This window comes from Agrobacterium sp. LY4 (genome assembly GCF_001526585.1).
Lineage (GTDB): Bacteria > Pseudomonadota > Alphaproteobacteria > Rhizobiales > Rhizobiaceae > Agrobacterium > Agrobacterium leguminum.
On the sequence record NZ_ASYA01000015.1, the window covers coordinates 84683 to 109510 of the forward strand.

23 protein-coding genes and 1 pseudogene are annotated in these 24828 nt (G+C 59.1%); 14 read left to right on the forward strand and 10 right to left on the reverse strand.

Annotated features, from left to right (window positions below):
* Positions 1-18 precede the first annotated feature (18 nt).
* A complete protein-coding gene (locus tag L904_RS28155) occupies positions 19-228 on the reverse strand; it encodes a hypothetical protein (RefSeq protein ID WP_020813667.1) in 210 nt (69 codons plus the stop codon).
* A gap of 245 nt (positions 229-473) precedes the next feature.
* Between L904_RS28155 and uppL the strand changes: the two genes are divergently transcribed.
* Together uppL and L904_RS15290 are read left to right on the forward strand one after the other, a co-directional pair.
* Positions 474-1274, forward strand: coding sequence for a polysaccharide biosynthesis UDP-hexose transferase UppL (gene uppL / locus L904_RS15285; RefSeq protein WP_003520571.1), 801 nt, complete (start codon positions 474-476; stop codon positions 1272-1274).
* Positions 1275-1464: 190 nt separating this feature from the next.
* Entirely contained in the window at positions 1465-1713 is a 249-nt protein-coding gene (locus L904_RS15290) for a hypothetical protein (RefSeq protein ID WP_020813669.1), read from the forward strand.
* A 17-nt stretch (positions 1714-1730) separates the two neighbouring features.
* Here L904_RS15290 and uppJ read toward each other — a convergent pair whose 3' ends face one another.
* Both uppJ and uppH read right to left on the reverse strand, forming a co-directional pair.
* A complete protein-coding gene (gene uppJ / locus L904_RS15295; RefSeq protein WP_020813670.1) occupies positions 1731-2675 on the reverse strand; it encodes a polysaccharide biosynthesis UDP-hexose transferase UppJ in 945 nt (314 codons plus the stop codon).
* Positions 2676-2683: 8 nt separating this feature from the next.
* A complete protein-coding gene (uppH, locus tag L904_RS15300) occupies positions 2684-3595 on the reverse strand; it encodes a polysaccharide biosynthesis endo-1,4-beta-xylanase UppH (RefSeq protein ID WP_245267414.1) in 912 nt (303 codons plus the stop codon).
* A 177-nt stretch (positions 3596-3772) separates the two neighbouring features.
* On the opposite strand from uppH, the gene uppI reads away from it, so the two are divergent.
* Positions 3773-4843 (forward strand): polysaccharide biosynthesis UDP-hexose transferase UppI, encoded by a 1071-nt coding sequence (gene uppI, locus L904_RS15305; RefSeq protein ID WP_020813672.1) that lies wholly within the window; start codon positions 3773-3775, stop codon positions 4841-4843.
* A gap of 2 nt (positions 4844-4845) precedes the next feature.
* Complete coding sequence (uppG, locus tag L904_RS15310; protein ID WP_035262347.1) at positions 4846-5925, forward strand: polysaccharide biosynthesis glycosyltransferase UppG; 1080 nt, start codon at positions 4846-4848, stop codon at positions 5923-5925.
* Between the two features lie 40 nt (positions 5926-5965).
* Here uppG and L904_RS15315 read toward each other — a convergent pair whose 3' ends face one another.
* Positions 5966-7036, reverse strand: a complete 1071-nt coding sequence (locus L904_RS15315; RefSeq protein ID WP_059762587.1) for a hypothetical protein — start codon at positions 7034-7036, stop codon at positions 5966-5968.
* Positions 7037-7788: 752 nt separating this feature from the next.
* Between L904_RS15315 and L904_RS15320 the strand changes: the two genes are divergently transcribed.
* The 8 genes and pseudogenes from L904_RS15320 (at position 7789) to L904_RS15355 (ending at position 15996) form a co-directional block, all read left to right on the forward strand.
* Positions 7789-8568, forward strand: coding sequence for an ABC transporter ATP-binding protein (locus L904_RS15320; RefSeq protein WP_020808861.1), 780 nt, complete (start codon positions 7789-7791; stop codon positions 8566-8568).
* Between the two features lie 40 nt (positions 8569-8608).
* A complete protein-coding gene (locus L904_RS15325) occupies positions 8609-9379 on the forward strand; it encodes a transporter substrate-binding domain-containing protein (protein WP_020808862.1) in 771 nt (256 codons plus the stop codon).
* Positions 9380-9401: 22 nt separating this feature from the next.
* Complete coding sequence (locus L904_RS15330; RefSeq protein WP_035262440.1) at positions 9402-10124, forward strand: ABC transporter permease; 723 nt, start codon at positions 9402-9404, stop codon at positions 10122-10124.
* Positions 10125-10136: 12 nt separating this feature from the next.
* The gene (locus tag L904_RS15335) at positions 10137-10826 is read left to right on the forward strand and encodes an ABC transporter permease (RefSeq protein WP_020808864.1); all 690 of its coding nucleotides are present in this window, start codon (positions 10137-10139) and stop codon (positions 10824-10826) included.
* Positions 10827-10845: 19 nt separating this feature from the next.
* Complete coding sequence (locus tag L904_RS15340; protein WP_031233420.1) at positions 10846-11757, forward strand: homocysteine S-methyltransferase family protein; 912 nt, start codon at positions 10846-10848, stop codon at positions 11755-11757.
* A gap of 131 nt (positions 11758-11888) precedes the next feature.
* The gene (locus tag L904_RS15345) at positions 11889-12461 is read left to right on the forward strand and encodes an NADPH-dependent FMN reductase (protein WP_031233421.1); all 573 of its coding nucleotides are present in this window, start codon (positions 11889-11891) and stop codon (positions 12459-12461) included.
* Between the two features lies 1 nt (position 12462).
* Positions 12463-13664, forward strand: a pseudogene (locus L904_RS15350) (MFS transporter).
* A 382-nt stretch (positions 13665-14046) separates the two neighbouring features.
* Complete coding sequence (locus L904_RS15355; protein WP_031233422.1) at positions 14047-15996, forward strand: methyl-accepting chemotaxis protein; 1950 nt, start codon at positions 14047-14049, stop codon at positions 15994-15996.
* Positions 15997-16240: 244 nt separating this feature from the next.
* On the opposite strand, the gene L904_RS27805 is transcribed toward L904_RS15355, so the two are convergent.
* Together L904_RS27805 and L904_RS15360 are read right to left on the reverse strand one after the other, a co-directional pair.
* Positions 16241-16381, reverse strand: a complete 141-nt coding sequence (locus L904_RS27805; protein ID WP_020808870.1) for a hypothetical protein — start codon at positions 16379-16381, stop codon at positions 16241-16243.
* A 147-nt stretch (positions 16382-16528) separates the two neighbouring features.
* Positions 16529-17422, reverse strand: coding sequence for a LysR family transcriptional regulator (locus tag L904_RS15360; RefSeq protein ID WP_020808871.1), 894 nt, complete (start codon positions 17420-17422; stop codon positions 16529-16531).
* Positions 17423-17560: 138 nt separating this feature from the next.
* Between L904_RS15360 and L904_RS15365 the strand changes: the two genes are divergently transcribed.
* Positions 17561-18526 carry an alpha/beta hydrolase gene (locus L904_RS15365; RefSeq protein WP_020808872.1) on the forward strand — a complete coding sequence of 322 codons (966 nt, stop codon included), beginning with the start codon at positions 17561-17563 and terminating at the stop codon, positions 18524-18526.
* Between the two features lie 34 nt (positions 18527-18560).
* Here the strand turns inward: L904_RS15365 and uppZ are convergent, their stop codons facing one another.
* Both uppZ and L904_RS15375 read right to left on the reverse strand, forming a co-directional pair.
* Positions 18561-19544, reverse strand: coding sequence for a polysaccharide biosynthesis acyltransferase UppZ (uppZ, locus tag L904_RS15370; RefSeq protein WP_020808873.1), 984 nt, complete (start codon positions 19542-19544; stop codon positions 18561-18563).
* 223 nt (positions 19545-19767) lie between these two features.
* On the reverse strand, positions 19768-21318 hold the full coding sequence (locus tag L904_RS15375; protein ID WP_020808874.1) for a family 16 glycosylhydrolase: 1551 nt from the start codon (positions 21316-21318) through the stop codon (positions 19768-19770).
* 564 nt (positions 21319-21882) lie between these two features.
* Between L904_RS15375 and uppW the strand changes: the two genes are divergently transcribed.
* Complete coding sequence (gene uppW, locus L904_RS15380; protein WP_049832264.1) at positions 21883-23205, forward strand: Wzy-type polysaccharide biosynthesis protein UppW; 1323 nt, start codon at positions 21883-21885, stop codon at positions 23203-23205.
* Positions 23206-23584: 379 nt separating this feature from the next.
* On the opposite strand, the gene L904_RS15385 is transcribed toward uppW, so the two are convergent.
* Positions 23585-24085 (reverse strand): hypothetical protein, encoded by a 501-nt coding sequence (locus L904_RS15385; protein ID WP_020808877.1) that lies wholly within the window; start codon positions 24083-24085, stop codon positions 23585-23587.
* A gap of 44 nt (positions 24086-24129) precedes the next feature.
* Positions 24130-24828 (reverse strand): hypothetical protein (locus L904_RS15390; RefSeq protein ID WP_245289722.1); only part of this gene is annotated, 699 nt, incomplete at its 5' end.

Genomic DNA, 24828 nt, shown 5'->3' on the forward strand with positions numbered 1-24828 from the left:
AAGCGGCTGCGTGCCGCCTTATTCTTCCGAAATCAGACCGTCATAAACTTCGAGCAGGGCGGCGGCGATGGCCGCGCCCAGCGCATTGCCGGCATCGCGAATGCCCACCTCGTCACCGTCGCGAACCGAAATGGCAAGATCGGACGCTTCGTTGGCGACGATTTCTTTCGCCCGTTCTATCGCCCAGAGGCCGAAATCGCCGCGATTGTCGATCGAGATTGTTTCCATGGCCGGAGCCCTTCCGTGGTTTGATTTCCGCGTCCCTTAACCCATCGGCTGGAAAACCGGAATAGGCGGAAAATGTGGCGCACAACCTTCAGGCGTGTAAAATGGCTGCCGCATACGGGGATTTATAAAAATATTAATGATAGTTCTTCGTAGTGTTTGAAGCCTTATACCCTAAGCATAAGCGTGAATATAACAATGAAACGATGCCTATCTTGGACACCGGACAGATTATGACAGGGAGAGAGATGCCGGATGCGGAGGGGACTGGCCAGGTCTGGCCGGTTATTCCGCTTGCGGCGTTGCCCATTACCGACGCGACCATCGACGAAACGGCGCGGGATTTCATCCTGCGCGCGACGACGGCGCGTGCGGCCGGTGCAAGACCGTTTTATTCGACATCGGCAAACGGTCAGGTCATCGCGCTCTGCCATCATGACCGGGAGTTCGACGCCATGCTGCGGCAGGCGGACCAGATTCATGCGGACGGCATGTCGCTGGTGATCTTTTCCCGTAAATTCTGCCCGAAGGCATTGAGAGAACGGGTTGCGACCACGGATCTCGTTCATGCGGTTGCGAAGCGCGCCGAAGAGACGGGCAGCCGGTTCTATTTCCTCGGCGGCTCCGAAGAGGTGAACCGCGCGGCGGTCGAGGAAATGCAGAGGCTTTATCCGCGCCTCATATTTGCGGGGCGGCGCAACGGTTATTTCAGCCGGGCCGAGGAGGAGGCGATCCTTGCCGATATCGCGGCATCCGGGACGGATATTCTCTGGGTTGGCTTCGGCATACCGCTGGAGCAGCGTTTCGTCTCGCGCAATCTGGACAGGCTTTCCGGCATCGCCGTGATCAAGACCTGCGGCGGCCTTTTCGATTTCCTCGCCGGCAAGAACAGCCGGGCGCCGCAATGGATGCAGGATATGGGGCTGGAATGGCTTTACCGGGCCATGCTTGAGCCGAAGCGGCTCGGAAAACGTTACCTGCTGACCAATCCGATCGCCATATATTCGCTGCTGAAGTATCGGTTCGGGGCTTCGGGGCAAGGTCGTTAGATCATCGCGACAAGCTGCTGCTGCGCGAAGAATAAAGCGCGCCTGCGCCTCCCGCCCGACAATATAAGATTTTCCTAACTTATTGAATGGATGCGCTGCGTCGCTGAAATCCGTTGCAACTGCGAACATCTGCGCTACACTGCATCAATATTACAAATTTATTCGAATCATAGATTTATTGAGGCCACCAATGGTGATTACGTCCATTTCTCTTTTTATATATGGAATTGGCACCGTTACCTCTCTCGCCATGACCTATATCGAAGGCGCCCGCCGCGACAAGGACTGGGATTTTTATCGCGTCACCGGCATTGTCCTTTGTTTCTTCTGGCCGGTGCTCGTGCCGCTCCTCGTCCTCGCGACGGCCTTGGCGTCGTTCGGTTTCCAGAAACGGTTCACGAATACGATCTCGCTCGGCAGGCAAAAAAACCTTAGCTGAGCCGAAACTATCCTGCTTCAGCTCTTCTTCGCCGGCGCCTTGTAAGGCGTGAGCGTGATGCCGAGGCTTGCCATCACGCGGCCGATGGACATCAGCGGCGGATGCGTGGCTGGCAGCAGGGTTCCGGTTTTCGCGAAGGTGGAAACGGCGCGGACAAGAGACAGGCACAGGCTGACGGCGTTTTTGGCGGCAAGCAGCAGCCCGCCTTTCAGGCCGGGGCGTCGCGCGCGGTCGATGCTGTAATTGATGATGCCGGTTCGGAGCGAGCGCTCCATGATCCAGCGCGGCGCCATGCGGTTTTCCGGCACATATTCGATAATGAGCGCTTGCGCATTCCAGGCGAATTTGAAACCGGCCTTGCGGCAGCGGGTGAAGAAATCCATGTCGCCGCCGCCGAGGAAATTGAAGCGCACGTCGAATTCCGGTTTCGCCAGCGTCTCGAAAACCCGCCGTGAGATCAGGCAGTTGCCCGATCCGTGGATTTGCTCGACGGGGCCTGTCGGCGCTTCGATGGAGCCGAACAGCGGATGCGAGAGAACCGCCTTCGAAGCCGGCGCGTCGAATTCCCGGTTGACCGGGCCGCCGACGATATCGACGTCGAAGGATTTCGCCGCCGAAACCATTTCGGCAAGCCAGCCGGGGGAGGCGGCCTCGTCGTCATCGATCATCAGGAACCACTCAGCCGAAGCATAGCTTTGCCGGGCGGTGCGGAAGGCGGTGTTGATGGCGTAACAATTGCCCTGCGTCGGTTCGACCAATGCCTCGCCGGCCATGCCGCTTTCGGCGAAAAAGGCGCGCGCGACCGCAAGGCCCGCCTGGCCCGCGCCGTCATTATCCACCACGACGATGGCGAAGGGAAAATCGACCTTCTGGGCTGCGAGTGACCGAAGCGTCTTTTTCAGGCCTTCCGGCCGGCGGAAACTCGGAATGCACACCACCGCTTCCGGCATGATCTCGGACATGGAAACTCCTAAATTCCGGCAAGCGCTGCGGCGGAAAAAACGACGGCCCTGAGGCTCTGGCGCGGGCGATTGAGGAAGGTATCGGCCAGCGCCGAAAAGGCCTCGCGGTAGCGGCGGGCGCGGAAGGCCTGCGCCACGGTATAGGCATTCATATGGTTTTCGGATCGGCGGCGAAGCCGTCGCAACTCCGGCGGCGAAACGGCAGCGACGATGGCCGGGTCGGAAAACACGGCCTCGATTGCCGGTTCGCAATCCCGGAAGGTCAAAAGCCGGTTCATCATCACGCTCGTCCTGTGCACGCGGTAATCCAGCACATGGCAGCCGGGCAGGTAAACGAAGCGGCCGGCGGCGGCGAGCCTGCACCAGCCATACCAGTCTTCGGCATAACGCAAAGTCTCGTCGAAACCGCCGAATTCCTGAAAGATGCGGGTCCTGACCAGCATGATGCCGCCATTGACGATGAAGTTGCCGCCGAGCAGCGGCTGGAGAATGAAACCATCGGGCTTTTCCCGGCGGCGAATGAGATTGCGCCGACCGATCTTGACGCCGTTTTCATCGATGCGCTCGTAATCGCCATAAACGGCGACGACATCCGGCCCGGAAATGCCGGCGCAAAGGGCCGCGATGGCGCCCGGTTTCAGGCGGTCGTCGGCATCGAGAAACATCGTCCATTCGCCGCGCGCCTGCGACAGGCCGAAATTGCGCACGGCGGAAACGCCCTGCCTTCCCTGCGGCCGGGCCAGCAATTTGACGCGAGGGTCGGAAAAACTTTCCACCTTTTGTGCGGTGGTGTCGGTGGAGCCGTCATCGACCACCAGCACTTCGCCGATGGTCTCGCCCTGCAGCAACACGCTTTCGATCGCTTCCACGATGTAACGCTCGCCATTGCGAACGGGAATGACAATCGAAACGGAAACCAAGACTTCAAACTCCATGCGGCGTGGGCCAAGAATTCGCACAGCGAAGTTACTACCGCATTAAGCGGGTCTGGCCAATTATGACGTGGTATAACGTCGGTTAACCTTGCAAATCTTTAATATCCTTTTCCTATGATCGGAATGTTATGTTTTGGGAATAAAGGTTGCGGAGGCGGGTGCATGCGGATCGGGCGGCGGAATTTTATGGGCGGTGCGGCAAGCGCTGGCCTGCTGCATGCCGTGGCCGGCCCGGCCTTTGCCGCGCAGAAGAAAGCGGCGAGCAAAACCGCCCCGTATGGCGCGGCCGTTTACCTGCCGGATCTCACCGCCGATAGCCGCATCGGCGAAGCGGTGGTGAAATATTGCTCGCGTATCACCCCCGTTACCGAAATGAAATGGGAGGTCCTGCGGCCTTCGGCGGAGGCGTTCGATTTCGCCGCCGCCGATGCAATCGCCAATTTCGCCCGTCAGCACAAGCTTTCCATGCACGGTCATCCGCTGATCTGGTATGCCTCCAACGCGCCCTGGCTTGCGAGCATCGGCGGTGGCGTGAAGGTCGAGAAGCTGATGGAGACCCATATCGTCACGGTGATGGAGCGTTATAAGGACGTGATCCATAGCTGGGACGTGGTCAATGAGCCGATCCCCGATGTGCCGGGCAATGTGCGCGCGCGGCGCGATGCCTGGTATTACGGCGCCGGGCCGGACGCCATCAAGAAAGCTTTCGAGATCGCCCATGCGGTCGATCCTAAGGCGCAGCTCGTGCTCAATGAATATGACGTGGAATTTGCCGCCGAGAAATCGCCGGCCAAGCGCGCGGCCTTCCGCAATCTCATTCTCGAACTGCTGGAGAAGGGCGCGCCGATCAACGCCGTCGGGCTGCAGGGGCATTTGCGCGGCGGCTGGCCGATCGCCAAGGACGAGCTTGCCGCCTTCACGACGGAAATGCGCAGTTACGGTCTTGCCGTTCTGGTGACGGAGCTGGATGTGATGGACCAGACGCTGCCCGCGCCGGAGGCCGAGCGCGATATGCTGATCAACGGCCAGGTCCGCGAGTTTCTGGAGGCGGCTTCCGCGGGCGGCGCGCTTTCCTCCATCACCACATGGGGCATCTCGGATCAATATAGCTGGATCCGCTGGGCCTATCCGCGCCGGGATGGCACTGCCAACCGGCCGCTGCCGCTGGACTGGAGTTTCAACCAAAAACCCATGATGGCCATCATCAATGAATTCCGGAACCGTGGTGCATGACTATGAATGCTGAAATGCCGCTTCCTCCCGTGCAAAAGGCGCTGCAAATCAACCTGCACCCCTTCGATGCCCCGCATGCGGCCCTGACCCTGCCGCATCAGCTCAGGGTCTGGGGCGGACAGGTGGACCGCATTCTCCTCACCGTCGATACGGGCCAGGTGGGGGCCGGCCGCTACAAGGGCAACGGTTTCGATGCGGCGCGTCAGCGTCTCTTCGACATGCTGGAGGAAATGCAGACCAACTATCCGCATCTGCATGTGGATATCGTCGATTACAGCGATGCGGCGCGCAGCGCCGTGTCGGAAACCTTCTTTCCCCGCTCGCCGATCCCCTATCCCGCCAAGGCTTTCGATGGCGGGCCTTTCCATGTCTATTTCTACGGGCTGAAACGCGCCAATGCCCGTTATGTGCTGCATATGGACAGCGACATGATGTTCGGCGGCGGCAGCCAGAGCTGGTTCGGCGAGGCTATCGCGCTTCAGAAGGCCAATCCGGATGCGCTGTGCATCACGCCCTTTTCCGGGCCGCCGACGGTGCGCGGCGATCTGGATATTTCCCGCCATGTCGGCATGCCCGGCGTGAAGAACATACCTGCGCCGCGCAAGCTGCCGTCGCGCATTCCCACCTGGCGTTTCGCCACCGTTTCCACCCGGCTTTTCATGATCGATATGGAACGCTTTGCGAAACGCATCGGCTCGCTGGAACTGCTCAAGCCCGATGTCAAACGGCGCATCCGCTCCTATGCCTATAACCAGCAGCCTGTCTCGATGCCCGCCGAGGAGGTGCTGAGCACGAACATGATGCGCACGGGTGTTTATCGCCTCGATTTTCTCGGTACGGGCAAGGGCATGTATTCACTGCATCCGCCCTATCGCTCGCCGGAATTCTATGCGGCGCTCGCCTCCATCGTCGAGCGCATCGAAAAGGGCGATATTCCGGAAGGCCAGCTCGGCGATTTCGATATTAACGGGTCGATGGTGGACTGGACCAGCGCGCTGGCGGCCAAGACGCGCTCCAAACGTTATGCGAAAGCGCTGCGCCATCTCATCTCGGCCAATGTCGGGCGGTTCAGCAAGGCTTGAGGGTTTCGATCCGTCTTCCGTCGTGAGGCGGGGCAGGGGCTCAATAGTCGGTGATGAGCTTGCTCCAGCTCTCCGAGCACAGTCCGCCAATATAAATATCGCCGGCCAGCGCCCTTTCCCGCAGGGCGTCATCGCGCGTCGCCATGCAGAAATAACCGTCATGGCGGAAGCTCATGTGGTTCTGGCGGTAAAGCGCGTTGATGAGAAAGGGCTGCGCCATGCCGGTGACATGGGCATAGTTCTCGTCATCGAAATGGCGGAACAGGGTGTTGAGGACATCGTTTTCGCAACCGGCATCGCAGACGAGATTGAGCACATAGGCCGTTCTCCCCCGCTGGCCGAAAAACAGCGCAGCGCCCATGGCATGGCCTTCGGCATTCTCGATCAACACGCCTTTCAGTTCGCCGAGGCTTTCATTGGCCCTGCTCATCTCGATCAGCCAGTGGAATTCCTCGTGAGACCATTCCGGGCGAATGGAAAAACGCTCGATCATCGCGAGCGCCCTGCGGCGGAAGGTTTCGTAATCCACGGTTCTCACCGTAGCGCCGGCGGCCTCCTGCGGTCTCAGACCCTTTTTCCACCGTCGCAGGATTCCATCCACAAATCCGAGCGCGGCGAGCGCCAGCGTGGTCTTTGCCAGTTTCGAACGGCGCGGCATGCGCAGCGCGATGGTGCAGAAGGGCTTGAGCGCCTTGTGCCATTGCAGGCTTTCAATCGGCAACATGTTGCCGCCGGTCGCCACCCAGTGATCGGCGCTGACGGGTGAAGCCGTATCCGAGAACAACATGTCGTGTTTGGAGGCCCGCATGCCGCGGGACAGACGCGCTGCGCCGAGTGCGCCGCGTTTCCCGTCCGATGCGAAGGCGCAGAGCAGCCGTGCGGTGATGGTTTTTCCATTCGCAACGAAGCGCATGGGCACGGCGAGAATGACACTGGTGACCCCGTTCTCCCCGGCGTCATAGACAACGCTGCCGTTTTCCGGACTGAAGGCGGGACTGCCGAAAAACAGTTTTTCGATATAGGAGCCGAAATCGAAGTTCCGCTCCTGCCCGGTCTTCCTGAAAGCGCTGTTGAGCACGGCCTCGACAGCCGGGACGTCTTCCCGGCGCATGGGGCGGATGCCGGACACACCGATTTGAACCGGGCGTTGTGTCAAGTGACCGCTATCGCCATCGTCCATATGGGTGTGTATCGGAACGTCCACCGTCGGCCCCCACCTTTTGTGCATTGACGAAATCAACCATAGGCAGCGTATATTTGAATGTATTAATATAGATATAAAACCTGCAATCCGGTGGGATCGAAAGTATCGTATTTCGGATAAATTATATTTATATCAAGATATTAATCTGTATCAGCCGCATCGTTCGAGGTTAATAAAATACACTCAAGCAAGCAACCTTTGGATGAAATATGGATAAATTTTTGTAGGCGATTTTTTGGGGTCTGGCGTCAATTTTGGCAAGCTTCCGTCTTGTCCTTTGTCTCCGGGCTCCGACTTCCCGAAGAAAAGCGCACAATCGCGGTGTTATTTCCCCGTGCATCATGGATAACTAAAAAATAGGATTTGCGCGGACCACCCCGGTGGAGGACGAAGCGGAGGCGGAACAGGAGAGACCCGGCGGTGGAGCGGGCATTGCCCCGGCACCGCTGCGGGGGCAGGCTTCCCCTGTCGTTCGCTCCAGGTGATATTTTGAAATGATTTTTCGTTGCAAATATGTAAAAGAGCCGATTGTTGCGCGCGTCTGCGGCTATTTTCGCTAAACATGCGCGGCTCAAGTCTTTGTTATTGTGCACGTCGCACCGCGAAACCCCGGCTATTGGCGCGGCGGCACTGAAAAAACGGATCGGCTAGGTCAATCGATGGCAGATACAGGCGCCTGCGCGCTCGAGGCGGATGACATCCACAAGAGCTTCGGCACGCATGAAGTTTTGAAGGGCGTTTCCTTGCAGGCCCACAAGGGCGATGTCATCTCGATCATCGGGTCTTCCGGTTCCGGTAAAAGCACCTTTCTGCGCTGCATGAATTTTCTCGAAACGCCGGATCGCGGCCGCGTCATCGTCAATGGCGAGGAAATCGCCACAAAGACCGGCCGCGACGGCAAGGCCGTGCCAAAAAGCTGGCGGCAGGTGGAAAAATTGCGCACCGGCCTTGGCATGGTGTTCCAGAATTTCAATCTCTGGGCCCATCGCACCGTTCTCGAAAACGTCATCGAGGCGCCCGTTCATGTTCTCGGTGTCAGGCGGCAGGAGGCGGTCGAAAAGGCCGAAGCCCTGCTGAACAAGGTTGGGCTTTATGACAAGAAAAACGCCTATCCGGCATTTCTTTCCGGCGGGCAGCAGCAGCGCGCCGCCATTGCGCGTGCGCTCTGTATGGAACCGGCGGTGATGCTGTTCGACGAACCCACTTCAGCGCTCGATCCGGAACTGGTGGGCGAGGTTCTGAAGGTCATTCGCGATCTGGCCGAGGAAGGCCGCACCATGCTGCTTGTCACCCACGAAATGCGCTTTGCGCGCGATGTATCCTCGCAGGTCGTGTTTTTGCATCAGGGCCGGGTGGAGGAGGCGGGGCCGCCGGCGCAGGTGTTCGGAAACCCCTTGAGCGCCCGCTGCCGGGAATTTACCGGCGCGCTCGCCAATTGACCCTTTTGCCTGACAGTCCGTTTTAACAGGAGAGACTTGAATGAAATTCTTCGCCACGCTGCTTGCCGGAACGGCATTTGCGTTTTCCGCCTTCACCGCCAGCGCCGAGGTGCGCTTCGGCATCATGAACGAGGCCTATCCGCCCTTCTTCGCCAAGGATGCCAGCGGCAAGTGGCAGGGCTGGGAAATCGACCTCATGGACGCCGTCTGCGCGGAAATGAAGGAAAAATGCTCGATCGTGGAGCTCTCCTGGGATGGCCTCATCCCGGCGCTGCAGACGAAGAAATTCGACGTTATCTGGTCCTCCATGTCGAACACGGAAGAGCGTCAGAAGATCATCGATTTCACCGATAAATATTACAACACGCCGAGCAAGCTGATCGGCGCCAAGGGCGAAAAGGCGGGTGCGACGGCTGAGGACGTCAAGGGCAAGACCATCGGCATTCAGGTGGCCACCATCCAGTCCGAATATTACAAGAAATATTTCGCCGGTGTCGCCGATGAGAAGACCTACCAGACGCTGGACGAGGCGTTTCAGGATCTTGCGGCCGGCCGTATCGACTATGTCTTCGGCGATTCCATCGTTCTCGACGCTTTCGTGAAGAGCGATGCGGGCAAGGATTGCTGCGCCGACATGGGCGATGTCGCCGACGACAAGGAAATCCTCGGTCTCGGCGTTTCGGGCGGCCTGCGCAAGGAAGACACCGAACTCAAGGCCAAGCTGAATGCGGCAATTGCCGCCGTGCGCGCCAGCGGCAAATATGACGAGATCACCAGGAAGTACTTCAGCTTCAATATTTACGGGCAGTAATTCGGTCTGATCGGTCACGCATATGGCAAGCCTTGAAACCACGTTGCAACTTCTGTCTCCCTATCCTCCGGGATGGGGCGGCACCCTGTTGAAGGGTGCGGCATCGACGCTTGCCATTTCCGCCGGCGCCTATCTGATCGGCCTTGCCATCGGCATGGCCGGGGCGCTCGGCAAGCTTTCGGGCAACAGGCCGCTTGGCCTGCTGCTCAATCTCTATACCACCGCGATCCGCGCTGTTCCCGAGCTGATCCTTATCGTCGGGCTTTATTATGCCGGGACTGACGGTCTCAACCGACTGCTGCTGCTCGCCGGCATGCCGCCGCTGGAGGTGAACGGTTTCGTCGCCGCCGTTGCGGTTCTGGGTTTCGTGCAGGGGGCTTATATGACCGAGGTGCTGCGCGGGGCGATCCTTGCCATTCCGAGCGGGCAGATCGAGGCGGCGCGCGCCTTCGGCATGTCGCCCGCCTTACGGTTCCGCCGGGTGGTCTTGCCGGCGCTTTTGCCGAACGCCTTGCCGGGGCTCGGCAATCTCTGGCTTGCGGTGACCAAGGACAGCGCCCTGGTGGCGGTTGTCGGTTATCAGGAACTGGCGCTCGCGACGCGTCTCGCCGGGGCCAGCACCAAGCAATATTTCCTGTTTTTCCTCGCCGCCGCCCTGCTTTATCTCGCCATCACGCTTGTTTCGAACCTCGTTTTTTCGCTGCTCGAACGCCGCGTGCGGCGCGGCCAGCCGGCCCTGGCCTGAGGAGGGGACGGCATGGATTTTTCATGGGTCGCGAAATATTGGCCGCTGCTTCTTTCGGGTGCATGGCAGACGGTGGCGCTGCTCGTCATCTCCGTCAGCATCGGGTTTCTTCTGGCCATCGGGCTTGCCTTTGCGCAGGTGAGCGGCGGGCGGATGACGAAAATCCTGGCGCGGGCCTATTGCACCTTCTTCCGGGGCACGCCGCTGCTCATCCAGCTCTGGCTGCTTTATTACGGCGTCGGCTCGCTTCTGCCGATGATCCCCGGCCTGCGCCAGAGCTTCATGTGGCCGGTGCTGCGCGAAGGGTTCTTCTTCGCGGCCGTCAGCTTCACGCTGAACTATGCGGCCTATGAGGCGGAAGTTCTGCGCGGCGCGCTGCTGGCGGTGCCGAAAGGCGAGCTGGAGGCGGGCAGGGCTTTCGGCATGGGCCGTTTCACCCTCATTCGCCGCATCTGGCTGCCGCGCGCCATCCGCATCGCGCTGCCGACCATTGCCGGCGAGGTGGTGATGCAGCTTAAAGCCACGCCGCTTGCTTTCACCGTGACGGTGATGGACCTCTACGCCGTCGCCTACAAGGTGCGGCAGGATACGCTTCTGGTCTATGAGCCGCTGATCGTCGTCACCGTCTTCTATCTCATTCTCACCGCCATCATCGCCCGCTGTTTCGGCCTTGTCGAACAGCAGGTGCCGGTCAGGCGATAAACATTCAGGGAGTATGACCATGAGCACAATCCGTATCCTCGACGGCGGCATGAGCCGCGAATTGCAGCGGCTCGGGGCCGAGCTGAAACAGCCGGAATGGTCGGCGCTGGCGCTTATCGACGCGCCCGAGATCGTGCGGCAGGTGCATGCGGAATTCATCGAAGCCGGCGCCGATGTCGTCACCACCAATTCTTATGCGCTGGTGCCCTTCCACATCGGCGAAGAGCGTTTCCAGAAGGATGGCGCATCGCTGATCGCCCTTTCGGGCAGGCTGGCGCGCGAGGCGGCGGATGCTTCCGGTCGCAGGGTGCTGGTGGCGGGTTCGCTGCCGCCGATTTTCGGTTCCTATGAGCCGCAGAATTTCGATGCCACGCGGGTGCAGGCCTATCTGAAGGTGCTGGTCGACAATCTCGCGCCTCATGTCGATGTCTGGCTCGGCGAGACCCTCAGCCTGATCGCCGAGGGTGAGGCGGTGCGCGAGGCCGTTGCCGCGAGCGGCAAACCGTTCTGGATTTCCTTCACGCTCAACGACGATGCGGCTGCGGCCGGCGGCGAGCCCGCGCTTCGCTCCGGTGAAACGGTCAGGGCGGCCGCCGAATGGGCGGCGCAATCGGGTGCCGCCGCGCTTCTGTTCAATTGCAGCAAGCCGGAAGTCATGAAGGCCGCCGTCGAGACGGCCGCCTCCGTCTTCGCGGAAAAGGCTGTGTCGCTGGAAATCGGCGTCTACGCCAATGCCTTCGAAGGCGAGCAGGGCGATTCCGCCGCCAATGAAGGGCTGCATGGCACGCGCGCCGATCTGACCGGCGATGTTTATTCCCGTTTTGCCTGCTCCTGGGCGGATGCGGGCGCGACCATGATCGGCGGCTGCTGCGGCATTGGTGCGGCGCATATCCACAAGGTTGCGACAGCGCTACGGCGCGCGGCGGCCTGAAGCACCCCACGCCACTGCAAGAGACGGATGCGGCAGGTTTTGAACCTGCCGCTTTTTTTCTGCGCAGCTATTGACCTCAACTATAGTTGAGGAATTATCAGGACATGGAACACACTGTTGAAGGACGTTCCATGAGCGATAATACTCTTTCCATCCGCATCATCTTCGGCAGCGCCCGCAATCCGCGCTTCTGCGATGTCATCGGCAAATGGCTGCTGGAGCGGCTCGACGCCCTGCCGGGACTGGAGCTTGCGGTCATCGACCCGCGCGAACTCGATCTGCCGCAGGACCACGCGCCCGAGCGCGCCGCGGTGCGGGAGCTTCGGAAAAGCCTCGATGGCGCCGATGCCTTCATCGTCGTCACACCGGAATATAACCGCAGTTACCCCGGCGCGCTGAAGGTGCTGATCGATTCCGCCTATGACGAATGGGGCGCCAAACCCGTGGCCTTCGTGTCCTATGGCGGGATTTCCGGTGGCCTGCGCGCCGCCGAGCAGCTTCGTCCCGTCTTTGCGGAACTGCATGCGGTGACGATCCGCGATGTCGTCAGCTTCGCCAATCCCTGGGATCGTGTCGATGCCGCCGGCCAGTTCGACGCCGGCGCGCCGGCGGCAGGCGCGCTGGAGACGATGATGAACAAGCTTGGTTGGTGGGCGCGGGCGCTGAAACAGGCGCGGTCCGCAACGCCTTACAAGGGGGCGTGAGATGGCCGAAAAATCCCTCGCCCTGAAAGTGACGCTGCTGTTCGTCGCCACGCTCACCATCATGGCCGGAACCACGGTCGCACCTTCGCTGCCGGCCATCGAGCAGACTTTCCTGTCGACGCCGCATGTGGATATCATGAGCCGCATGGTGCTGACGCTGCCTTCGGTTTTCGTGGCTTTCTGCGCGCCCATTGCCGGTGTGCTGGCGGATCGCTTCGGCCGCAAGCGGCTGCTGCTCGGCGCGATCCTGCTCTACAGCCTTTCCGGCATGTCCGGCCTTTTTGCCGAAAGTCTTACCGGCCTGCTCGTCGGGCGCGCCTTTCTGGGGCTGGCGATCGGCGCCATCATGACGATCGGCACGGCGCTGGTGGGCGATTACTTCGAAGGCCCGGCGCGGGAGCGTTATCTCGGCCTGCAACAGGCTTTTACCCAGATCGGCGGCGTGGTTTTTGTGGTGGCCGGCGGTTTGCTGGCGGATCTGCACTGGCGTGCGCCCTTCGCGGTCTATGCCGTCGCCTTGTTCATTCTGCCGGCGGCCCTGTTCTTTCTGACGGAACCGGTCAGAAGCGACAGCCGTATAAAAACCGGCGGCGAACAGGACTTTGCGGTCAACTGGCTGCTGGTGGGTGTGCTGGCGCTGGCGGTATTTCTCGTCAATGCCCTGTTTTACACCATTCCCTCGCAATTGCCGTTTTTCCTGCGGGAGCTTGGAGTGTTTTCCGGCAGCATTGCGGGATACGCCATCGGCATTTTCAATCTGGCCGGGGCGCTGGCGGCGCTCAATTTCGGGCGATTGCGGGCAAGGGCCAGCGTGACCGCCATCATTGCCGCCGGGCTGGTGTCGATGGCGACGGGTTTTGCGCTGCTCGCCATGGCCGAAGGGCTGGTCGCCATGCTGTCATCGCTTGCGGTGGTGGGGTTTGGCCTTGGCGTGGTGATGCCGGGCATCATGTCCACCACCATCATGCTGGCGCCGCTCAGACTGCGCGGGCGTATCGCCGGCATCGTCACCGCTTCGATGTTTCTCGGGCATTTCATCTCGCCGCTGGCAAGCCAGCCATGGATTGCCCGTTTCGGTTTCGCCGCCGCCTATCGCGACATCGCGATGATATTCGCCGCCATGGCCGGACTTGCGTCATGGCCGCCATCTTGCAGCGATGGGCGGCCACGCGAAGGGCGCGGCCCTTTGCGCCGGGCAGTTGACGACCGGTCTCCGGGGGCAAAAAACACCCGTGCTTTGCCCACCGTGGCGTGAAGGAATTGTAAAGTTTTTGACTATAATCATTTTACTGGAAAATAAACCGGGAGCGACGGCTGAAAATTCGCTCGCTTCCGCTTTTTTCAGGGAATTTGGCCTGGCGTTCCCGCCTGCTGGCGGGCCGCCGCGCCAACCGTGGTGAGCGGCCTCCCCGTATTGGAAGGGACAGGCGGCTTTCTGCGGCGCATGCATGATGCAGATGCGGCCAGAGCCTATGATGTGGCTAGCGAAGTCTCGATGATCGGGGCGTTCGACGTGCAATGTCAGTCTTGCCGAACACCTCCGGCACGGGGAAGGAGCGGTTTTTTCAATGACGTGAGGCTTTCCGTGTCTTTTCTTCAAAACGCCAGTATCCGCACCAAAATCCTGTCGCTCATTCTGCCGCTCTGCATCGTCGGCCTTGGCGCAGCCGCCTTCATGTCCACCCGCTACAAGGAAGCGGACACGGCCTACTCGCTCTTTATCGCCAACGACAACGCCGCTCTGGTGGAGCTTGCGCGTGCCAACCGAAATCTGGTTGCCCTGGCCTATGGCGCCTATCAGGTCATGGCGTATGACGTGAACGGGCCGGAGATAAAGGCCGCCAAGCAGGCCTACAGTGACAGCAAGGGCGCGCTCCTGCAGCGTCTCAATAATGTGAAGACTGTTTTTCCCGAAGAGTCCGCCGCCATGGACGCCTTCATCGCGCAGTCGCAGGCCATAACCGCCATGACGGACAAGGCTGTCGAACTTGGTATGGCAAACCGTAATGAGGAATCCGCTGCCCAGCTGCTCAAGGCGGACGCCTCCATTCAGGCGACTTCGGTTGCCCTAACGGCGCTGCTGGACAAGCTCGCCAAGGGCGTCGTTGAGGGAAGCGACGAACTGACGGATCAGACGAACTCGACCATCTTCACCTCGCTGGTGGTTGTCGGTATCGCTTTTGCGGTCGGCATCATTCTGGCGCTGTTCGTGGCGTCCCGCGGCATCACAACCCCTATCGCCCGCCTGCGCGAGCGGATGGTGTCGCTTGCCGGCGGCGAGACGGCGACGGAAATCGACGGCATGGCGCGCCGCGACGAGGTGGGCCAGATGGCGAAGGCCGTGCAGGTCTTCCGCGAAAACGCCATCGAGCGCATTCGTCTCGAGCAGGAAACCGAAGCCAATCGCAGCCTCTCGGAGAAAGACCGGATGGAGCGCGAGCAGCAGAAGGCAAGGGAAGCGGCCGACGTCAAGTTCGCCGTCGACAATCTCGCAGCCGGTCTTTCGAAGCTTTCGGAAGGCGATGTTTCCTATCGCATCGGCCAGCCGTTCACCGCCACGCTCGACGCCGTTCGTAACGATTTCAACATGTCCGCCGAAAAGCTGCAGGCGGCCCTGACCAAGGTGGCCCAGAACGCCAGCGGCATCGGCGCGGGTGCGGATGAGATCAAATCTGCCGCCGACGATCTGGCCAAGCGCACCGAGCAGCAGGCTGCGGCTGTCGAGGAAACCGCCGCCGCTCTGGAAGAAATCACCACGACGGTCAGGGATTCCACCAAGCGTGCGCAGGAGGCGGGCCTGATCGTCAGCCGTGCCAAGGCGGGCGCCGAACAATCCGGCGAGGTGGTGCGCCGCGCCGTGGTCGCCATGGAGCAGATTGCGAAATCCGCCAATGAGATCAGCAATATCATCGGCGTCATCGACGAAATAGCCTTCCAGACCAACCTTCTGGCGCTGAATGCCGGCGTGGAAGCCGCCCGTGCGGGCGAGGCCGGCAAGGGTTTTGCCGTCGTCGCGCAGGAAGTGCGCGAGCTTGCCCAGCGCTCCGCCCATGCCGCCAAGGAGATCAAGGCGCTGATCAACACCTCGAACGATCAGGTGCAGCAGGGCGTTCAGCTGGTGGGCGACACCGGCAAGGCGCTGGCGACCATCGTTTCGGAAGTGCAGGAAATCAACCGGCACGTCGTCTCCATCGTGGAGGCTGCGCAGGAACAGTCTTCCGGTCTGCAGCAGATCAATACGGCGGTCAACCAGATGGATCAGGACACGCAGAAAAATGCGGCCATGGTGGAAGAAACCAATGCCGCAAGCCACAGCCTCGCCAAGGAAGTGGCGTCGCTCAACCAGCTGCTCTCCCAGTTCCGGCTCGCCGACGGCGCGTATCAGCCAAAGAGCCAGCCTGCGCCGGTCCGCAGCGCCGGTGGCAGCGACAAATATGTGGCGTCCCCGGTCCGCGCGCTGGGCCGCAAGATCGCCTCGGCCTTTTCGGGCAATGCTGCTGTGGATACGGCAAAGGGCGACTGGCAGGAGTTCTAAGCGGCGGTCCGCTTCCAGCATGCGTTTCGGCGGGGAGGCATCCCCGCCGGCGTTCAACGACGATGTGGCGCAATCGAAAGCCGTTCTGGCAAAATCGATGTCCACCGTGCGAGACGCAACATCTTCGCGACGGCTGGATCATCCGCATCGGCAACCATCGCCATGGGGTTCCCCGGCACCGGTTCACGCGCGAAAACATCCATCCGATGAAATCTGAACTTTTCGCTGCCCGACCGGCGGGCGCTTACGGGCCGCTGGGGCCCTTTTCCTTCTTCGCCTGATCGTGATGCCACTTGATGGCGAAGAACATGCCCGTGCCCAACACGATAATCTTGAACGGAAAGAAGACCAAGGGGAACAAATCTACCCAATCCCAATCCATCATTTGAGTATTTCCAGTCTGTTACTTGATACAATCTATCGAGGATAGGGCTACCTCAAACCGGCTGCTTCAACAACGCCAATTCATGCCCTCGGGCAGGGGCCTTTTGACGCAGCCCCAGCCGGATCGTTTCATCCGGCGCTCTCAATGTTACCCGCGAAACCGCAGGGTCTCGACGAACAGGCTGAAGGCGGCGGATGGATGCCGCCGGTGGGGATAATAGAGGTGATAGCCAGGCAGGTCGGGCGTGAACTTGCCGAGCACCCGCATCAGTCGGCCTGCATCCAGATGCGGCTGAACCTGATCGAGCGGCAGATAGGCGAGGCCGTGCCCGTCCAGTGTCGCGTCCAGAATAAGATCGATGGTGTTGAGGACCAGAGGCCCGTCGATGCGAACGCGCGTCTCCCGGCCGCCGGGTGTGAGACGCCAGCCGTTCAGCGTGCCGGATGTCGGCAGCCGCAGATTGATCGCACGATGATCGACGAGTTGCGATGGCGACGTTGGCGCCGGATGTTTCTGAAAGTAATCGGGTGAACCGGCAATCGCCATCGGCGTGTCCGGTCCGATGCGCACAGCGATCATGTCCTTCGCAATGTCGCCGCCGAGCCTGACACCCGCGTCGAAGCGGTCGGCAACGACATCGGCCAGACCGTAGTCGATGGTGATTTCCACCTTGATGTCGGGATTGTCCGGCAGCAGCCGCTTCATTGCCGGAACGATGATTGTCTTGGCCGCGTGCTCCACGGTGGTGATGCGGATCGTGCCAGACGGTCGATCCCGCAGATCGCCGAGCGACGCGACGGCCACATCGAGATCGTGCAGCATGGGACCGAGCGTCGCGATCAGCCGCTCGCCCGCTTCGGTCGGCGCGACGCTCCGTGTCGTGCGCGACAAAAGCCGCACACCGAGCCTTTCCTCGATCCGCCGCACGATCTGGCTGAGGGCGGACTGCGCCATGCCGAGACGCGCTGCCGCCTTGGTGAAGCTGCGCTCCTCGGCGACGACGACGAACGCCGCCAGATCGGCAATCTCATCCCGCCTCATTCATCACTCCAGTGATAGGCCCAATATGAATTCCCTGTCTAATCGACACAATCTTTCTGACGTAGATTACCTCCATCGGCAAGCGGATACCCGGAAAGAATTTCAAACCGCCGCTGGCTCAACAGAAGGAGACTGGAAATGGGCAAGATCAGCTTCAGCAATTCGAACAACCCGACCATCGTCATGTCGGCCGTGATCAATTTCCCCGAAGGTTTCGATGAAACGAAAACCTGGCCGGCTGTCGTCGTTTCGCATCCCGGCGGCGGCGTGAAGGAGCAGACCGCTGGCACCTACGCCAGGAAGCTCGCCGAACAGGGTTTCGTCACCATCGCCTTCGACCGTTCCTATCAGGGCGAGAGCGGCGGTGAACCGCGCCAGCTCGAAAATCCCTATGTCAGCACCGAGGATGTCAGCGCCGTCATCGATTATCTGACCACGTTGCCTTACGTCGCCAGGGATCGGATCGGCGCGATGGGCATCTGCGCCGGTGCGGGCTACACCGCCAATGCCGCCATTCAGGATCGCCGCATCAAGGCGGTCGGCACGGTGAGCGCGGTCAATATCGGTTCGATGTTCCGCAATGGCTGGGAAAACACCGTCAGGTCTATCGACGCGCTGCCCTATGTCGAGGCGGGATCGAACGCCCGCACGACGGACGCCGCAGGCAAGGGTTACGCCACCATGCCGCTGGCGCCGCTGACCGAAAAGGACGCGCCGAACGAAGAGCTGCGGCAGGCCTGGGAATATTACCACACGCCGCGCGCCGAGTGCGCGACCGCGCCGGGCTTCGCAACGCTGCGCAGCCTCAATCAGATCATCACCTACGATGCCTATCACATGGCCGACGTCTATCTGACGCAGCCGATCCAGATCGTCGCCGGCAGCGTGGCGGGCAGCAAGTGGATGAGCGACGACCTCTTCGACCGTGCTGCGAGCACGGACAAGGCGTTTCACATCGTCGAAGGGGCCAATCACATGGACCTCTATGACGGACAGACGTTCGTCGATGAGGCGGTTTCGGTTCTGGCGCCGTTCTTCAAGGCGAAGCTCTCCACTAACGCCAGGTCGTGCAGGATATTGCGGGCGATGATGGTATCGGCATGACGCTGTTCATGCGCGATGCCGGCCAATCCTCGCGTCAGCGCACCGGTACGGCTTGGTCTTGCCGGCGCGGCCCGCCGCCATACCTGCGTCTGAAAAGCTTGATCAGCGGCCGTTCGAACAGGAAATGCGCAAAGACCGACACCGTCAGCGCAACGATGATGATGACGACCCCTGCGAGAAGTCCGGGCGCCAGTATCTTATGGACGATTGAAATCACCAGGCCATGCAGAAGATAAAGGGCGTAGGATGAATCCCCGACAATCTCGATGGGTTTAAACAGGCGTTTTGGCCACGATCCGGCATTCTCAAGCCACACGCATCCGGCCACAAGGAAAAAGGCAGGCACGCCCCACGTCATCAGGCGCAGCATTCCGGATTGCTCGCTTATCAGGGCTGCGGCAACGAAACCCGTCAATGATACGACAAGCGCAGCGATACCCGCTTGCATTCCCTGGAACATGAAGCGCGACAGCAGGAGGCCGCCAAGAAATTCCAGCAAAAGCGGCGATGTCCAGGTCTGCATGAAGGGGGATTGCCAGTTGAAAACCTGTCCTGCCAAAGCCATGGCGGACAGGATGCCGACCGTCACAGCCAGCGGCGCGCGCAAAGCAAGTCCAAGTGCAAAGACAATATAGAAGAACATTTCCAGATTGAGGGTCCAGCCCACGACCAACAGGGGAACCACCTCGCCGTTGTCGCCTGCATATGGAATAAAAAACAGCGATTTCCATAAATGTTCGAGCGTGAAGGTGAAGGTTGAAAAAACGCCCGCCATCGCACCGACACACATTACCAGGGTCACGGCCCAGTATAGGGGCACAATACGGACCAGCCTATGATATAAAAACGCTCCCGGCCCCGCCGTTGCCGCGAACGATCCCATGATGAGGCCGGAGATGACAAAAAAGACATCCACACCTGCCGCTCCAATCGTAAACGGTTCGCCGATTATATGAAACAGCAAGACCGAAAACGCCGCGAGCGCCCTCAGAGACTGGATGGAATAAACCTTTTGCATTGCCACTCCTGAAGTACTCAACCGTTCACGTCCTTCGCCTCAAATGCAGATAGAGGCAACGCGGCGCATCATGTCGAAAAAGTCACCGGATTATCGTAGTTACGATGCTCACAAGAATTTATGATGTATACGTTCAAAAAATACCTAAAATCTGAAGAACACGTGATTAGAGTTGTTCTTCCTGGATACAGCCATCGCACATGCAATTGAATAAACGTACCGGTCATGGACGTTTATATGCCGCAACATAGTCGATTTTGACAGTGTTAGGATAATCTGCGGGATCTGGTGTCCCCGGCCAAGCGCCTCCCACGGACTGGTTCAATATAAAGTAGAATGGAACATTGAATGGCTCTGCCCCGGTGTAAAGTCCTGAACTGTTGGGCAGGGGAAACGCGACCTTTTTGACAAAGGTGTCATCGACGAAGAACGAGATGCCTGTCGTATCCCATTCAGCCGCGTATACCGTCCAACGGTCGACGCTGGGGACAACATTTGCCGAACCGGAGTCCTGTGTATGCCCACCAGTCGATGTACCCCAGTGCAAAGTACTGTGCACTGTTTTGTCTTCAGTGGCATTGGTCGTCGAGTTGAGTTGCCCCACATATTCAAGAATGTCGATTTCGCCTCCGCAGGGCCAGTACATGCCACAGGTTCCCCAGTTCTTTTGCAATTGCGGCATCATCCAGAACGCTGGCCAAGATCCCCTTGCGACTGGCATTCTGATCCGTGCCTCCAGACGGCCAAAAGCCTGCGAAAAGCGATCCTTCGAGATGACAAGTCCGCTGAGCCACGATTTCGTGATCCCCAGGCAGCTCACGGACTGCTGCTTTGCGGTCAACTGTAGCGATCCGTTTTGGATCGCTACTTGCGAAGCGTTATAGCACTCCGTTCCCCAGGTCTCGCCAAAACCCTCCGTGCTAGATCCGTATGTTGGGCCCGTGGTGATTGCCACCCACTTTGCGGGATCAAGTGTACCATTCGAGAATTCATCCGAAAAAGTCAGGGCCCAACCATCGCGAACGGGAACAGGTACGTTGTCTGGCTGCGTTGGGGGGGAGGCGGCGATGCCTGGATTCAGCATGACATCGTCGACCAGCACCGAGACCGCACCGCCATCCTGTCTTTCGGCTGTAATACCGATCAATGTTGTATTCGGCATGGGAACGTCAATAACGACGCGCGTCCAGGCCGTTGAAGAAACGGCAATCGGGCCGGTGTTGGTATCCCATAGTGTTTCGTCAGTTACCTGATCGACGAGTTTTGTGTGAACAAGAGCGCTTCCCGTCTCCGCTCGGACATAATAAGCAACTCGGGTTAATGGCTGAGGGCATTCGCCGGGGCTTATATCTCGCTTGGCGGTGCCATATGGAGAACCGCTCAGTTTGAGCGACCAGTTATCTGTTCGTCCGGGGGAGGTTCTGGCCACCGCATTGCCGCTCCACCAAACCACAAACCCGCCCGTGTCTTGCGTGAAAGACTGGTTTGCGCAGGCATCATTCGCAACGACGACGTCATCAATATAAACTGTTGTGTTGGTTGCCGGCGAAACCGGCTCGGCGGTAATGCCAATGAGTGTCTCATTGGTGATCATGGCGGGAATCGAAATCCTTGTCCAAGTCGTCCCCACAATGGTCGGTCCGGCGTTGACCGAATCGTACAGGACGGCGTCGGTCACCTGATCAACGAGCTTTGTGTAAATACGAGCGCTACCCGTTTGGGTACGCACCCAATAATTCACATAAGCGATGCCGAGCGGGCATTCGGTGGGCAATATGTATCTGCTTGCCGTGCCAGGACCGCCCTGTAAGCGCAAGGATTGTGAATCCGTGTGGCCGACGGACGTGTCCACGACCGGAGCTGACCCGCTCCACCATGGTCCCCAGCCTCCGAGCCCGGCCGAAAATGACTGGTTCTCTCCGCAGTCTATACTTACAGCCTGAGCTGGAGAGCCCACAGCGTACAAAACCATGGCAAGCAGCCAGGCTAATAATGAGCCCTTCACGATACCCCCTAATAAAAAACATCCCCTAGTTGAAATCCAATAAGCCCGAACTGATATCTTCCAGTCAAGTGATGAGTTGGGAGTTCGTCGCAAAGGCGCCACTTTTTATTTAGAGGCCTAAAAGGGCTAACTCGACTCCTGATCTGCACACTGTTTGATTGCAAAAAAGCGCCTGCTTCTCCGCTTACACTTCTTTCTTTCATGAAGGCATTGCTATTCATCCGTGCATTCGGAATAACTAAAAAATAGGATTTTGGCGGGATATTCATGTTACCGGAATGAAGCATCGGGTACGATGTGGCGCGCATGAAAAAAGACAGAGAAGCCCCCCTTATGGCTGCAGCGCACGAAGAACAGGCGCGTGGATATTGGCGGAATACACTGTTCTATGTGACGTTCCTTTATTTCACGGTCGGCTTCTCGCCCTATGTTTCGCTTTCCTCGACCTATCAGGGCTCTGCCATGGCGGCTGGGTCCAACCTGCTGAACCAACTCACCGCGATCATTCTGCTTTTCAGTTTCATGGTATTCATGGCGAGGGAACGTTCGCTTTCCCTCGTCTTCACGCCGCGCCTGCTGATGGCGGCGATTTTCGGCTGGTTTGTCTTCACCTCGCTGGTAGGCGAGGCGCCGGCGTTTTCGCTGCGGCGGCTTGCCATGTGCGCCATCATCTGTGTGCTTGCCGGCGGCTTTCTGCAATTGCCACGCACGGAGCGGCATTTCACCACGCTGCTTGCCGGGTGCGTGATGATTATCCTGTTTCTGTGTTACTTCGGCGTCATCGTCCTGCCATCACGATCTATCCATCAGGCAAGCGACGCGCTGGAGCCGCTTCTGGCGGGTAACTGGCGCGGGGTTTTCCAGCACAAGAACGAGGCTGCCTCGGTCATGGCGGTGCTGATCATCGTGGCGATTTATCTCTGCCGGCGCTGGTCCTTCATCGGCGGCCTGCTGGTGCTGCTGTTATCGCTGTTCTTCCTGATCAAGTCAGGCGGCAAGACGGTGCTCGGCCTGATGCCGATCGTCGTCGCGTCGGGCTGGTTCATCGTGCACTGGCCCCAGTGGCGTTATGTGGTCTTGGCCCTGCTTCTGTTGGTCTTCACCGTCGTGACCGTCGGCACCACGGTCGACCCGGTGTTTTCGCAGATGCTGACGAGGATGGGTGTCGATGCCAGCTTTACGGGCAGAACCGATATCTGGGTGGTCGCCATCGATTACATCCGCAAAAGTCCGATCCTCGGATACGGCTATCAGGCCTTTTGGCGCAGCGACGCCTTGATGTCGAGCTTCACCGAAAACAATACCTGGGCGACGACCGCGCCGGCTTCCCACAGTGGCTATTTCGACCTGCTGCTTGCAGGCGGCATCCCAGGCCTTGGGCTAGTGCTGATGTGGATTTGCCTGCTGCCGCTTCACTATCTCGGCAAAATGGATGATACCATGCGCAACAGCCCGCTGACGCGGCTTTATGTCGGCGTCTGGCTTTATGTCCTGCTCTACGGCTTTCTGGAAACGCTATTCTTGCTCAGCTCGGGCTTCGTCTGGTTTTTTCTCCTCGTGGCGGTAATGGGCCTGCATCTGCAGGCGAATGCCAGCCTTGCAGAAGACGAGGTGGAGGCGAAACCTGTCCTGACCGGCAGCGATGTGGTTATGTAATTAAAAGCTTGATTCAATGTCGCCTGGATTACGCGGCGCGGCTTCGAGCAGATGCGACCCATCGGCTGTGTCGAGCGCGAGCGCGTACAGTAAATGTGCGATCAGCGATGTTTCCTGAAGCCATATGACGATGTCTGAAATTGCTTATACCCTGGCCTCAGAAGCGTTGGCTTCCAAGCGTATCGAAGAGCAAGCTGCTCAAGGCTTCATGCTTGGTTACTCGAAAATCAATAAATAGTTGATTTTAATGGCGCGCCGCACCGGGTGAAGATGATAACTACGTTTACGCTATAGCCCTCCTTTAAGCCGGTTCGAATCCCGCGCGCTCCGCCAGCCCGCCGATTGCCCTATTCTTGGTATTCCGCGACTGTTGTCATGTTCAGGAGACCTTCTCACAGACACCCACGGCCACATAAGGCGTATCCTGGTTCTCTTTCCAGTCATCCATATAGCCGCCGTCAAACATGATCTGGATTTTCTTGTCCGTCAGATTGACCTGGTAATGTGAGCTGAAGGCGCGGCAATCGATACGACCGTCGATGATCGGCACTTCTCGGACGAATTTGGCAGAAGCATAGTTGCTGACACACTGAAGCGGAGCATCCTTCGATCCGAAATCTTTGAACGATATCCGATATCGTCCGAATTCCGCGTGGATCGTCGAACTGCCTTTCTCTCCCGTCGTCTCTATCTTCATCAGAATGGACTGGCTACGCACGTCGAAGATAACTCCGTTCCACGTCTGCGCTTCCTTGTTGAGACGAAGCCCTGCACTGGCCGTAAGCTTGCAGAGGAACGATCCACTGTAATCCGGCAAAGTCTGGGCCGAAGCCACACTCGCGCATGCCAAAATAAGCCCGGCGGTCAATATGGTCTTCATGCTGGCTCCGAATTCGACGACTAAGAAATACCTGCTGAGCGTACCTAGCCGCCCAACATAGGCCCGATCATAGCTCCGATACCGGCCGCCACCAGATTGCCTGCCGCGCCTTCAGCGATCATTTTCATCGACTTCGAGCCTTCCACTAGGACCGAACTCTTCGGGTTGCCTGATCGGATTTCGGCTTCCAGAAGCTCTATCGGAACCTGCATTTGTGTTCTGGTGTCGTCAGGTAACGAGGAAAGATGAGGCTTGATCTTCTCGATGAGGGACGCGACTTCCAACGGCTGAATCGTGATCGACGTGTTGGTCGAGTTATCAGTCGAGTTGATATTTACCCGAGCATTCGGGCCGTGGATGTTGTTGATGATCTTAGACGGCGGCGCGATGGGTGCATCGCTGCGGCGAACTTTGGATTGGAAGTGGTTGGGAATGCCAGCCCTGCCGCCGATGCCGGACATGTAGCCGGGATCGACGACAATATAATCTTCCGCAAGCCCACTTTGCTGGATTCGGACAAAATGGTCGCCTGGCTCAATCGGCAGGCTCGCATCGAATGTGATGATCGATCCCTTGGATACTTGGGCTTTTATGCCTTCCTTGACGACGGTGCCGTCCTTTTTCACAAGGGTCACTGTGTCATTAATCATGTCGTCAAAGGACAAATTCATCTCCCACGCCCGATAAATCTTTCGGTTGCATTCTGGATACCGTATGACCTGCCACTGAAGTTTCATCCGGCT